Genomic DNA, 14585 nt, shown 5'->3' with positions numbered 1-14585 from the left:
GTGAAAAATAATATGACAAAAAAACTTAATCACCCCAATGTGATCAATTGGATGATTGGGGTGAGTGCTTTGATTTTATTTGTCTGTAGTAGTTTACGACATATACTGTTTTATTCTACTGCTTTTGATTTAGGAATATTTGATCAAGGAACTTATTTAATTAGTCAAGGACAGCCGCCTATTTCTTCCTTTACGAATTACCATATTTTGGCAGACCATGCAGCATGGATATGGTATCCTCTAGCTATTTTATATAAAATCTACCCTAGTGTTTATTGGCTATTAGCTATACAAGCCATAGCTTTAGCTATAGGTGCTTTGCCAACATGGTATTTAGCTATGCAAGCTGGACTTAAACAGAGTCAAGCGATCGCTGTGGCGGTAGTATATCTGTTATATCCCTTAGTCTTTAATGTTAATTTGTTTGATTTTCATCCAGAAGTCATTGCTTTACCTGCATTCTTAACAGCAGTGTTGATGGCTCGTAGTGGTAATCTTTGGTGGTTTTGTGGCTGTATCTTCCTCGTGTTGGGATGCAAGGCGATATTATCCCTGACGGTTGCTGCTTTGGGGGTGTGGTTACTTGTTTTTGAAAAACGACGCTTATGTGGTGCGATCGCTCTTATTAGTGGTATTGCTTGGTATATTATTGCTAATAAATGGATAATTCCTGTAATCGGTGGTGAAGCCGCAACTATAGAACGTTATGCTTCACGATTCAGCTATTTAGGAAACTCCCTCACCGAAATAACTAAAAATATAATTTTACAACCAGGAATTGTTTTAAAAAATCTGTTCTCATTAGACAATATAGGCTACTTATTGCTACTATTTGCACCTGTAGCCTGGGGAATTTCACCCCAAGGAATGACTCCTTTAGTAAGTGCTATACCCTGTTTAGCCATCAACTTACTCTCAGACTATCAACTACAAAAAGACTTATTACATCAATATTCTTTACCAATTTTACCTTTTTTATTGTTAACTGTAATTAATAATTTAGCAGCAGATCGGGTATTTCTCAAAACTAAAAGAGCAATTATATTATGGTCATTGGTGACATTTTTGTGTCTAGCAAAGTTTACCTATTTTGGAGGTAAATATTTACAATCGTTAGATACTTGGCAAGCTACACACTCAGCTATCAATCTCGTACAAACATCAGGTAGCGTTTTAACTACAGATGAAATTGCTACTCATTTAAGCCAGAGAAAAATCATTGAGTTAATAAATCCGGCTGTTCCTAACGTGGAGTTAGACAAGTTTAGTTATATATTGCTGAGTATTCGCAACCCTGGTTTATCAAATAATCAAGAGTTTGTAGCTAACCTGGTTAATAAGTTGGAAAATCATCAAGCTTTTAATTTGCAATATCAGCGTGATGATGTATATCTATTTGTGAGAAAATAAATCTCAAAAACTAATACCAATTATCTATGAAGTTGCATAAAATAAATAATGTAGAGACTAAGCATGGCTAGTCTCTACATTACAGAATAAAGTGCATCTATGGCTACGCCACGCAAGCTATATGAAGAAACGGTATCACCAATATATTCTTATTTATTGATGGATTAATATCAAGCCTTCTGCCTCTCCTAAAGATTGATTAATCGGAAGATTTAATTGTTGTAATGATGTAGAATCTAACAGTAGATAAGATTTATTTAACCACATTGTTTCTAAAGCTGTGATATCAGCAGGTATAACTTGGCAATCGCCATAAAAATCTAAACTAGGACGACTATAAGCAATAGAACTATAAACTTTAGTTCCTGGTGAAACATGGGCGCGGATTAATTCCGCTACGGGTTTGACTGGGAAGTTTTCGTTTAATTCCCAAATCCAAGATTGGGAACTCATTAGTAAAATTAAAACTACATACATCCCAGAAAATAACACAGGAATAAAACGGCGATCGCGCTTGTTAACTAACCATGCTACAATCCCCATACTCACAGCTAAAACCATACTCATGGCAATTAGCACAGGCTGGGGATCACTCGTAGCAAAGTAAACGCCTCCTCCTAAACCTGCAATCGCAAAAACTATAAAGAATCCTGTCAAAATTCTCGGTTGAAAATAACCATGCTGCCAAATATCCGCTAGTTTAGCACCAATGGCTAAGGCTAAAAATGGATATATAGGCATCACATACCAAGGTAACTTGGTTTTCATCACGGAAATAGTCACTAAATATATAATTGTCCCGACAAGCACCAAGCAACCCCAAGTAGTCTGTCGTTTTTTCCACGCTAGATATAACCCCCCTGGCAAAAATAACAGCCAGGGAAAACCATATTTCAAGATTTCGATTAAATAGTACCAAGGTGCGCCGCTATTACCCTCAACAGGTTCTATCAAACGGTTAAAAGTTTGTGATTGTAAATTGATTTGTAAAAAGCTGTCGCCATAATGTAACCATTGTGCCACATACCAAGCGATCGCCGGAGCATTTCCTAAACACATCCCCACCCATAAATAGGGATTTCTCAATAAATTCAATTGTCTATTTACTAAGACGAATAAACCAGCAATTCCCCCCAACAATAAAACTATCATTCCCTTAGTCAGAGCAATTAAACCCAAGCCAAACCCCACACCCAAAGCATAGGGTTGGTGATGACGCGCTTTCAGTAAACACCAAAGCACCACTAAGAAAAAAGTCATCAGCGAACCATCCAACATTGCTAGTCTGCCGTGACGCACTACAGGCAACATGGTTAAATAAACTAACGCCGCAAATAAGGCTGGTAAACTGCTGTTAAAAGATAATCTTCCTACCAAGAACAGTAAAGGTACACCCAAAGCTGTTAATATCGCACTAGGTAAACGTGTTGTCAATTCATTAACACCAGCAAGTGAGTAAGTCCCAGCAATTAATAAGTGTATTAAAGGTGGCTTGTTATGATAAGGTTCACCAGCTAAAGTAGGATACAGCCAACGCATTGAGCCAAGTGGGGAACGCCAAATATCACGCGCCACTTGTGCAATAGTACCTTCGTCCCAATCTCTTAAAGGAGAGTTGCCCAAACATATCAGCCATAGTAGTAAAGACAACCCTAATAAGCTCAGTATCCATTCTCTGTCTTTGACTAGACGCATAGTGTGAAAATTTAAATAAATTGGCATTAACAAGACTTACTCAATAACACAAGAAACGCTATATAATTTTTTTTATTCATTTGCACATCAGGAAATTATTTTTAATTGTGCAGTTAATTTGAAAATATAACAATTTATATCAATTTTACATTTATATAGACAAACCCTGTGGAGCAGCCAATTTACTCTTTAGTAATACCCATTTATAACGAAGCAGAAAATATTACTGAAATGTATCGCCGTTTGACTCATGTTATGGCACAGTTAGATGGCGAAGTAGAATTAATTTTGATTGATGATGGTAGTAGCGATCGCTCTTTAAATGCCATCCGCGAACTACACCATCATGATAGTCGGGTACGTTATTTAAGTTTGGCTCGCAATTTTGGACATCAAATTGCCGTCACAGCCGGCTTGAATTTTGTGCAAGGTAAATGCGTCATCGTGATGGATGCTGATTTGCAAGATCCTCCAGAGTTAATTTTAAAGATGATTGCTAAGTGGCAACAAGGCTATCAAGTAGTATATGCTCAACGTTTATCTCGCAAAAAGGAAAGTTGGCTAAAACGCTTAACTGCCTATATTTTTTATCGATTTCTGCGGCTGATGGCTAATGTGGATATACCTGCTGACACAGGAGACTTCTGTGCAATGGATAGGCAAGTAGTAGATATCCTCAACACTATGCCGGAACGGAATCGTTATATTCGTGGCTTACGGGCTTGGGTAGGTTTCCGTCAAACTGCGATTACTTTTGAACGAGAACCTCGCTTTGCTGGCAAAGTTAAGTACACTTTTGGCAAGTCTTGGGCTTTAGCTGTGGATGGCATAATTGCTTTTTCTACGATACCTTTAAAAATCTCAACTTATCTAGGTTTACTATCAGCAGGTATCGCCTTGTTAATGATAATATTAGTTTTATATTGGCGATTGCTTGACCCATCTTCGCCATTGATAGGCTTTACTTTAATTACAGTTGCAATGTTTTTTATGGGTTCGGTACAGCTAATTTCTATTGGTATTTTAGGTGAGTATATTGGACGGATTTATGAAGAAGTCAAAGGTCGCCCTATCTACACTTTAAAAGAAACTGGCGGTTTGATGAAAGTTTCAGAAGTATCGCCAAAATAATATTTCGTCAGAGGTTGAAAATTTAATTTCCTGAAAACTTAGTCTTTTTATTAAATCAAAAAGGTAATTTTGTGACTCCACAAGAATTTAGTTTATTGTTAATATCAGTGCTGATTAGTGTAGCCGGACAGTTTTTTTTAAAAATAGGAGCGTTGAAATTAGGCAAAGTTCATATAGAAAATGCTATTACTCACATTCTGAGTATTATAACTACCCCTGAATTATTAATCGGATTAAGCTGTTATGCTTTAGGTGCTATAGCCTATATTTTGCTGTTAACTAGAGTTAATCTGAGCGTTGCCGGGCCATCTATCTCAATAGGTTATGTTTTTTCTGTGTTAATAGGTTACTTCATTTTGAAAGAACCTATTTATCCCACCCGTTTAATAGGTTTAGGTTTGATTGTGGTGGGAGTGATATTAGTCGTTTGGCGAAAATAAACTTAACTGTGCCAACTGGTGCTAAAATTATCTCTTACATATTGCGTGTGATTTGCTTAACTGAGACTTGAGACTCAACTTGAGCGATCGCTCAACCACTGAACTGATTCTGATATTGAAGAAATACGAATTTTATTGAAATGTTTTTATACTTACATACCTGATAGCAGTAATTACTTATAAATTTAAAGTAATAGATAATACAAAAGTTCAAATTGAATCTGTTAATTGTGGAATCATTCAATGCACATACCCAAAAATTTAAGTTTATAGTTAATTTCCGTAAAAATACTGTAAACACATATATTAAATTTTCATATTAATAATATAATAGCCTACATTGATTTGAGACTTCATCAATATCAAGTGTTAAGCTGTGGTTAATTCATCTCGGAAATATCTAGTACAGCACGGCGAGAATAAAGCTAAAAGTGCCAATAGTTAAACCGCCCAATCACATACTATCAGTATTGTAAGTTTTAACTACCACGTAGCGGTACTATGGTGACAAGCGAAATTCAGCCTTTCATAACATAGTTTTATGCTCAGGATTGAAAGAGTATATGACTTAACTAATCACAGACACTTGTTCATGAGAAACTATCCTGAGCAGAGTGTCGTCTATGTGCTGGATATTAGGCAAAGGCTGGTATTTAGCGGCTCAAAATTTAATTTTTTCTTTCCAAGGTAACAATGGGAGTCAGCATTAGAATATGTATGTTCAAGTTGAAAATTGACAGTTTTCTGCCACTTCTGGTAGACAAACTACCGCAATCAATAATTGTATGGAACATTTTTTGTAGCAACTCCCATCATAGATGAGGTTAATTTATCTGAGCAAGAGTTACACAAAATATTAGTTTTAATGCTACAGTGAATCACATTATTGTGATGTCCTGATAGCTAGATATCAAAGGTAAAAACTAGAATATTATCTGATTTGGATCAGTATAGTTAATATTCCATACTGTTGTTTTCTATAAATGCTATAGAAATAAAGCAGTTGACTGGTGAGTTCAGCACAAAAATTAAGTCTCATACCCAGATACATAGCAGGTTTTACTGCTAATTAATTGACTGTAAAGGCTTCGCCAAACTAACTTTCTGAAGAAAGTGGGAGAGGGCTTTTAGCCTACCCTAGTGGCTTTGCTGTGGTTAAGCATCCACAATTACTATCCTCTAGCTGAAAGTTCAATCTATAACACCTATGAACTCAAATTTTCTAATTAATTTCTGTAAATCAGTCGGCCTAATTTCAGGATTAACCGAAATTGCCTAGGTATATAAATTATCCAATGTTCCATCTTGGGAATATCATCATCAAACAGTGACTAATAAAACTTAACTCAAAGGAGCTATGAAGTGGAAAATAATAAGTCGTGGGTGTGGCCTCAAGGAATATTAGTTGTGCTGTTTGCTTTAAGTGCTAGTTTGAGTGTTGGTTTAATGATGTTAATCAAACCAAATACTTCAGATGCTCAGAGTAGACAAAGTATAAATGTTTCTAATGTTGCTAATGCAGCGCAAGGAGGTACGCAGAAGCGCATTGAAGGATTAAAAACCACAATGCTCAACAGTTGGCAGCAAGAAGCACAAGTTAAAGGTTTATCTTATGCTTTACCGCCACGCTTTCAAGGTGCAACCATTAAATCAGCACAACTGGGCGCAGATAAAAAAGTGATTGCGCTGACTTTTGATGATGGCCCTTGGCCTGAAACTACAGCACAAGTATTAGATATTCTTAAAGAAAATAATGTTAAAGCTACCTTTTTCGTCGTTGGACGCAATGTTAAAAACTTTCCAGATATACTTAAGCGAGTAGTTGCAGAAGGTCACGTCATTGGCAACCATACATGGCATCATTGGTATCATTTCATGAATCCCAAGGTAGCTGCTTACGAAATTGAGAATACAAGCAACATAATTTACAGCGTTGCTGGTGTGAAAACAAATTTGTTTCGGCCACCCGGAGGTATGATGCACAATGGGTTGGTGGCTCATGCTAGAAATAAAAAATACGGCATTATTATGTGGTCATCTGACTCAATTGACTATTCCCGTCCAGGTGTACCAAGGTTAGTCAACAATGTCTTCAGACAAGCAAAATCTGGCGGGATCGTACTCTTACATGATGGTGGTGGTAATCGCTCCCAAACTGTACAAGCATTACCAGAAATCATTGCTAAATTTCGCAGTCAAGGTTATAGCTTTGTCACTGTTCCAGAACTTTTAGAAATGCAAGAGCAACACCAAAAGTTAATTGCTAATAAAAAGTAATCATCCGATTGAACAATTAAGTAGCTCAACTTAAAAAACATAATACTCAGATCCCCGACTTCTTAAAGAAGTCGGGGATCTATAACGAATTGAAAAACTCCTCTCTAAACCTCTCCCCTAAAAGGAGAGAGGCTTGAAAAGACTATTGACTAATCACTAAACTGAACTCAGATGTTTTTCTAGTACAGCTTGGGGATTTGTCTCTGGACTTTCAGCTTCAGAAGGTGGTACTAATTGCCAGAACTGAGGTAAGTAATCTTGCCAATTTTGCAAGATGTGTTTAGCTTTGGCTGAACCAGTACGTTCTGCATGGGCTGTGATTAAATCGTGTAACTGTTTCTCTCCGGCTGGTGTAATTACCCGTTGGATTTTCACAATTTCACGGTTCACTAACTCAGGTAAAGAGCCATCTTCATCTAAGAAGTAAGCTAGTCCACCAGTCATCCCCGCCGCTACGTTGCGTCCTACTTTACCCAGTACGACAATTGTGCCACCAGTCATGTACTCACAGCAGTGATCCCCAGTACCTTCAATCACGGCGACACCTTTAGAGTTTCGCACCGCAAAGCGTTCTCCGCCTAAACCATTGACAAATAACACCCCACCTGTAGCACCGTAAAGGCAAGTGTTACCAACTATAACGTTTTGTGATGGGTCAAATTTAGCATCTGCTGGTGGTTTAATAATAATTTCTCCACCGTGCATCCCTTTTCCTACGTAGTCGTTGGCTTCTCCTTCTAGGGTGAGAATGATACCAGGCAGGTTAAAAGCTCCAAAGCTTTGACCTACACTACCTGTAAAGTTGAGGTTAATTTGTCCTTCAAAACCACTATCACCGTATTGAGATGCGATCGCACCCGCTAATCTCGCGCCCACTGTTCTATCAGTATTGACTATAGCTAAACTCTTAGCCACAGTTGATTGATTACGAATAGCGGCTTGAATTTCTGCGTCAGCCAGCAGTTGATCATCTACAACTGGCCCGTTGCTATGCACTTCTTCATGCAACAACCAGCTACGGTTAGTTTTTGTATCTGGTAGTTGCAGTAAGCAATCCAGGTTAATTGTTTGGGTTTTGGTGATGCGTGCGTCTTGTCTGGCTTGCAGGATATCACCACGCCCAACAATTTCCGACAAAGAACGATAGCCGAGTTTTGCTAGCAGACTCCGCACTTCTTCCGCAATGAAGTAGAAGAAGTTAACCACGTGTTCGGGGATACCTGTAAACCGCTTGCGTAGTTCTTCTTTTTGGGAAGCAACACCGACGGGACAGTTGTTAGTGTGGCAAATTCTCGCCATGATACAACCTTCAGCAATCATGGCGATAGAACCGAAGCCGAATTCTTCTGCACCCATCAATGCACCGATGACTACATCCCAACCACTCTTGAGACCGCCATCTACACGCAAAATCACGCGATCGCGCAAGCCATTTTCCATCAGCACACGATGCACTTCGGTTAAACCCAATTCCCAAGGTGAACCAGCGTGTTTAATTGATGACAGTGGTGATGCACCTGTACCACCATCATGGCCAGAAATTTGGATAATATCCGCATTGGCTTTAGCTACACCAGCAGCAATTGTGCCAATTCCCACTTCTGCCACTAACTTGACTGATACTTGGGCTTTGGGGTTAATTTGATGCAAGTCAAAAATTAACTGTGCCAAGTCTTCAATCGAGTAGATGTCATGGTGTGGTGGGGGAGAAATCAAGGTAACACCAGGTTTGGAACGTCTTAACATCGCAATGTAAGGACTTACCTTCGCCCCTGGTAGTTGTCCGCCTTCCCCTGGTTTTGCACCTTGGGCAATTTTGATTTCGATTTGTTTGGCACTGGCTAAATATCCAGGTGTGACACCAAACCGTCCTGATGCAACTTGTTTAATTGCACTGGAAGCTGTATCACCATTCCGCAAACCGCCCAGGTGGGGAAGGGTGGGGGAGTGTCCCGACTCATCCACATCATTGAGGACTTTATAACGAACTGGATCTTCGCCACCTTCCCCAGAGTTAGATTTACCACCTAAACGGTTCATGGCGATCGCCAATACTTCATGGGCTTCCCGTGACAATGCACCCAAGGACATCCCCCCAGTACAGAAGCGTTTGACAATATCACTTACTGACTCTACTTCTTCTACGGGAATTGATGGGCGATCGCTTTGTAAATCTAGCAAGTCCCGTAACGCCGTTGCGGGTCTACCTTGAAGATACTGCTTGTAAACTTCGTAGTGGTCGTATTTCTTGCCATCAACAGCTTTATGTAGTGCTTTCGCCAATTCTGGGCTGTTCATGTGGTACTCACCACCAGGACGGTAGTTGTAGAACCCTAAGTTTTCTAACTTCTTAATCGTCAGTTCTGGGAATGCCTTACTATGGAAGGTTAAAATTTCTTGGGCTAAGTCGCTGACACTCAACCCACCAATGCGGGAAGCTGTCCCCCGGAAACCCAGTTGTAATAAATCCCCACCAATACCAATTGCTTCAAAGATTTGCGCCGCTTGATAGCTAGGCAGCAGGGAAATTCCCATCTTGGAGAGAATTTTCAACAGACCCGAATTTACAGCTTTGCGATAGTTAGCTATAGCTTCCTCTAAGGTGAGGGTTTTAATTTTACCCCGTTCCATAAAGCTTTGGGTTTTCGGCTCAAACCACCAATCGCGCACGGTTTCCAAAGCCATGTAAGGACACACAGCACCCGCCCCATAGCCTAACAAACAAGCAAAGTGATGGGTACTCCAGCACTGGGCGGTATCCACAACCAGGGATGTTTTCATCCGCAAACCCTGACTAATCAGGTAATGATGCACCGCACCCACCGCTAACAAAGGCGGAATATAGCTGTATTCGCTGCTGATGCCGCCGTTGGTTCTATCGCTTAAAATTAAAATCTTTGCCCCTGCGCGGACTGACTCAGCCGCTTGTTGTTGTAGGGCTGCAACTGCTTTTTGTAACCCTTCTGGGCCGTTGGCGATCGCAAACAGCGTTGATAATTCCGCCGTACCCAATCCTGACAGCTTAATAGCATCTAATTCTGATTCTGTCAATACTGGCGAATCTAGTTTTAGCCTTTTCGCGTATTCTGCCTTGGGTTCTAATAAGTTACCTCGCTCACCCAACTCCACTTTTAACGACATCACCAATTTTTCCCGCAGGGGGTCAATTGCGGGGTTAGTGACTTGAGCAAACCGTTGTTTGAAATAGTCATACAACAAGTGGGGTTTGTCAGACAGCACCGCCAAAGGAATATCATCCCCCATGCAGAACGTTGGTTCTGCACCGTTGCTAGCCATTGGTTGAATCACCATGTCTACATCTTCGGTGGTGTAACCAAAAGCTAGTTGCTGACGCAATAAGCTTTGTTTGTCAATGGTATTGGTTGGCTGTGTTTCGTTCTCTGCTACTCGATGACCATTACCATTACCGTTAATATTAGCTGCTGGGCTGTCAAGCAATTGTTGCAAATCTTGACGATACTGTTTTAACCATGCGCCGTAAGGGTGCTGCTTGGCAATACGCTGTTTAATCTCCCAGTTCTTCAGTACCTCATGGTTGACTAAATCCACAGCAATCATTTGCCCAGGGCCGAGTCTACCTTTCTCGATAATATCGGCTTCTGGGATATTCACTACACCAGCCTCGGAAGCGACCACAATATAGTCATCTTTGGTAATCAGGTAACGAGCCGGTCTTAAGCCGTTGCGGTCTAAGGTTGCGCCGACTTTTTTACCATCACTAAATACTAACAGTGCTGGGCCGTCCCATGCTTCTTGTAGACCACTGTAATATTCGTAAAAATCGACAATTTCGGGATATTGACGCAATGACGGTTGATTTTGGTAAGCCTCCGGTACCATCATCATCAATGCTTCTTCTGGGGTTCTGCCAGAACGCACTAATAACTCCAGCACGTTATCCAAGCTGGCAGAGTCACTACTGTTAATATTGACAACAGGCTTGAGTTCTTCCAGGCGATTTTCCCAAATTGGATGATTAAGGCTCGCTTCTCTGGCCATCATCCAATTAATGTTACCCAACAAGGTGTTAATTTCGCCGTTATGTCCTAACAGTCGCATTGGTTGCGCTAAAGGCCATTTCGGCATGGTATTCGTACTAAAGCGGCGATGATAGACAGCAAACGCACTCTTATACGCCGAATTTTGTAAATCTTGATAAAATTCACCCAAAACTGCGGAACGCACCATGCCTTTATAGACAATTGTGCGGCTGGATAGGGAACAGATGTAAAATTCCTCAGAGATATTTTTCGCAGCTTTAACTATGCGGCGACGGGTAATATACAGTTCCCTTTCTAAGTCATCACCAGTTTTATCAGATGCTAATAAAACCTGCTCGATTTGGGGTTGATTTTCTCGTGCTTGTACCCCCAGAGTGTCTGGTTTTACTGGTACTACTCGCCAGCCCAGTACCGTTAATTTTTCTTCAGTGGCTACTTGCTCAACAATTGCTTTAGCTGTTTTTGCAACTTCAGGGTCTTGTGGCAAAAAGAGCATCCCGACTGCTATATTGCTAGTGGATGAAAAGTCTATCTGTCTAAAGGTAGATTCTTGCTGTAATAACTCCCAAGGAATTGCAGTCAAAATCCCCGCACCATCACCAGAGTCTTGGTCTGCACTGCAACCGCCTCGGTGTTCTAAACAAGTCAAAGCAGCTAAAGCTTTTGCCACAATTTCATGGCTGGGATGATTTTGACGATGAGCAATAAAACCTACACCACAGGCATCTCGTTCCTCTACTAACCACCTTTGCCCCTGGTAGGTATCTCTTGAGTTCATTTTCGCTGTGATTTCTGGGTTTTGATTCATCGATTTATCAGTCATAGCCTGTTCCTGAGATCCTGAGTCACTTTCGCCACTGAATTTGTGAGCAAATTTTTGCAATTTCGTCCTATGTAGATACACAAATCGCCAAAATTTAGGGAAAAAAAATTTTAACTTCGGCGTTCAAAATCGCCCTCGTTAAAATGTTTACGTTATTGCTTATGTATTTATCCTGTTGTTTGACAAAATACCTTTGCCTGACAGCCTTTTATTTATATCGTGAATCTGTGTACCTTCTCAATTTCTTTGTTACAGATTAAATATATTTTTTGCTCAGGCTACATTATCTGGTGACGAGGAACAAAAAACCAGATTAATGCTTCACAGTATTCCAAACTCATTAATCCTGATTTCATCGCAAAATCAGCGTATTACACTATATGCCCATTTGACATTTCCTAATTCTTGTTTGTTAGGGTTGAGATTTTCGCTAATCAACTAACGCCACTGTTGTGACTACTGTTTAGCTAATGACTATCAGTAGCGACAGAAAATACTTTACATCCACGATGTAATATCTGAATTCAGATTCTACAACCAATACTACTGTTAATAGTTTGGTGATTACTATTGCTAGTTAAAGTATTTAGTCACAGTGATTTTAGCCGCCGGTCTATTGGTTGTGGCTATCAAGAGATAAAGAGCCAATATACACAATATCACATTTTTGCAAAAATTGAATCGTGATTTTTTAAGATTTCCCCACAATTAGTTAATCTGTGAGTTTAGGTCAGAGATTGCAATACTACCTATATAAACTATGGTAAACATACTAAATAGTTGTCAGCAACAATACTTGAGTGCAATTGCCCAACAATTCAATGATCGCTTATTGCCAATCACTGCATCGCCAATCTTGGTAATATCACTGTGTTTGTCTGCCATTAGTGCCACTACCGCCCAAACACCACCAACCCAGGCTCATGCAGCTTCAGAGTTGATTGCACAATCTGCCACATCTACCTCAAGGCAGAACATAGCTTCTGGTAGGCAAATTTCCCTGAATGGTCGCACTTTCCCAGGAACGTGGTTACAGCAATTTGCCGGAACAAATCAAGCCAAAACCTACATTAGTGATGGTGTTCTCAGACAAGTTATCGGAGTAGACCTTTTAAGTAGCAATAACCCAGCCAGACAACCAATACAGTGGTTTTCTGCCCATACTCAATCATTGGTGTTGACTACGGCTCTATTGGCAGGATACCGCTATTTAGACGTGACAAACTTAGCCCAAACCGTGGGGTGGCAGATGCAAGCCCAAGGTAACACATTAGTAATTACCACACCAACGGCGCAAGTCAGAAATATTATTCCACAGAGTCAAGCACCTGGGGTAGCGACAAATCGCATTGTTTTGGATTTAGACCGTCCTACACCTTGGCAAGTCAGACAAGGATTACCAATTAAAACTTTACTGGATGATCCAAACACCCCCAGTCCTAACAAATCTGCGCCAGTTAACAGAGAATGGACAATTGTCTTAGATGCTGTTGCTGATGCCAGTTTAATTCAGCGATATACGCCCTCACCTGTATTATTACCAAACTTATTAAAACAAACAGAAGTACCAACGCAAGAGTCTGAGCCATTAATTCAAAAAGTGGAGGTGGTGAATAATCAAACTTTGATTAGTCTCAGCGTTCCTTTGAATTTATCTCCTCAAATTAGCACTACAGCTAATCCTCATCGCCTAGTGATTGATCTAAAACCTGATGCTTTGAATACAAGAGATATTACCTGGGCTAGAGGTTTACGTTGGCGACAACAATTAGTGAATTTAGGTGAAGACCGTTTTCCTGTGGTTTGGTTAGAAGTCAATCCCCGGACTGTGGGGCTAACCTTAAAACCGATGGTGGCGAATACAGGAACGATGGTAGGGACAGCCCCGATAATTCAAACGGCTCAAAGATATTTAGCTGTAGCAGCCATTAATGCCGGTTATTTTAACCGGAATAATCGATTACCTTTGGGTGCAGTGCGTCGGAATGGTGAGTGGTTATCTAGTCCCATTCTCAACCGGGGTGCGATCGCCTGGAATGATTCGGGACAATTTTACTTTGGTCGTCTCAGTTTACAAGAAACTTTAATTACTGCCAATAACCAGCAACTACCAATTTTGTTTCTCAACAGTGGCTATGTCCAAAGCGGTATTGCCCGTTATACCCCGGTGTGGGGGGAAACCTATACACCCCTGACAGACAATGAAATTGTTCTGTTTGTCCAAAACAACCAAATCACCAATCAATTAGCAGGTGGTAAAGCCGGTCAAACTAACCTTCCTATTCCCAAAGATGGATATTTATTAACTTTACGTGGTACTGCCACCAATACAGCATCTCAATTATCTGTAGGTTCTACTGTCCGTGTCATCAGTAAAACTACACCTGCTGAGTTTAACCGTTATCCCCACATCGTTGGTGCTGGGCCTCTACTACTGCAAAATAATCAAATTGTGCTGGATGGTGAAGCTGAAAAATTTAGTAAAGCCTTCATCGCTCAAAAAGCTAGTCGTAGTGCTATCTGCACCACAGCCAACGGTAATTTAATGCTTGCTGCTGTACATAATCGCGCCGGTGGCCCCGGCCCCACTTTGGCAGAACACGCCCAATTAATGCAGCGTTTAGGCTGTGTCAATGCCCTCAACTTAGACGGTGGTAGTTCAACCAGTCTTTATCTAGGAGGACAACTACTCGACCGCTATCCTAACACTGCGGCTCGTGTACACAACGGTATTGGCATTTTTTTACAGTCTAGGTAATCGCATTGGGGATAGGGCATGGCGCAGAT

Annotated in this window: 7 protein-coding genes; 5 read left to right on the top strand and 2 right to left on the bottom strand. The window is 40.5% G+C overall.

What is annotated here, in order from left to right:
- The first annotated feature begins 12 nt into the window (after positions 1 to 12).
- Complete coding sequence (locus tag A3775_RS07620) at positions 13 to 1410, top strand: DUF2079 domain-containing protein (RefSeq protein WP_066424406.1); 1398 nt, start codon at positions 13 to 15, stop codon at positions 1408 to 1410.
- A gap of 153 nt (positions 1411 to 1563) precedes the next feature.
- Here the strand turns inward: A3775_RS07620 and A3775_RS07615 are convergent, their stop codons facing one another.
- On the bottom strand, positions 1564 to 3105 hold the full coding sequence (locus A3775_RS07615) for a glycosyltransferase family 39 protein (RefSeq protein ID WP_066424553.1): 1542 nt from the start codon (positions 3103 to 3105) through the stop codon (positions 1564 to 1566).
- A gap of 168 nt (positions 3106 to 3273) precedes the next feature.
- Here A3775_RS07615 and A3775_RS07610 point away from each other — a divergent pair, with 168 nt between their 5' ends.
- From A3775_RS07610 to A3775_RS07600, 3 genes are all read left to right on the top strand, one after another.
- Entirely contained in the window at positions 3274 to 4236 is a 963-nt protein-coding gene (locus A3775_RS07610; protein WP_066377870.1) for a glycosyltransferase family 2 protein, read from the top strand.
- 71 nt (positions 4237 to 4307) lie between these two features.
- Positions 4308 to 4676: an EamA family transporter gene (locus A3775_RS07605; RefSeq protein WP_066377872.1), complete on the top strand. Its 369-nt coding sequence runs from the start codon at positions 4308 to 4310 to the stop codon at positions 4674 to 4676.
- Positions 4677 to 6038: 1362 nt separating this feature from the next.
- Positions 6039 to 6953 (top strand): polysaccharide deacetylase family protein, encoded by a 915-nt coding sequence (locus tag A3775_RS07600; protein WP_066377874.1) that lies wholly within the window; start codon positions 6039 to 6041, stop codon positions 6951 to 6953.
- Positions 6954 to 7109: 156 nt separating this feature from the next.
- Here A3775_RS07600 and A3775_RS07595 read toward each other — a convergent pair whose 3' ends face one another.
- On the bottom strand, positions 7110 to 11798 hold the full coding sequence (locus tag A3775_RS07595; protein ID WP_066377876.1) for a glutamate synthase-related protein: 4689 nt from the start codon (positions 11796 to 11798) through the stop codon (positions 7110 to 7112).
- 760 nt (positions 11799 to 12558) lie between these two features.
- Here A3775_RS07595 and A3775_RS07590 point away from each other — a divergent pair.
- Positions 12559 to 14556: a phosphodiester glycosidase family protein gene (locus A3775_RS07590; RefSeq protein ID WP_156481576.1), complete on the top strand. Its 1998-nt coding sequence runs from the start codon at positions 12559 to 12561 to the stop codon at positions 14554 to 14556.
- Positions 14557 to 14585: the final 29 nt, after the last annotated feature.

It is taken from the genome of Anabaena sp. 4-3 (assembly GCF_001597745.1).
GTDB lineage: Bacteria > Cyanobacteriota > Cyanobacteriia > Cyanobacteriales > Nostocaceae > Trichormus.
The sequence above is the reverse complement of the archived record's forward strand: the minus strand, read 5'-3'. Positions and strand labels throughout refer to the sequence as shown.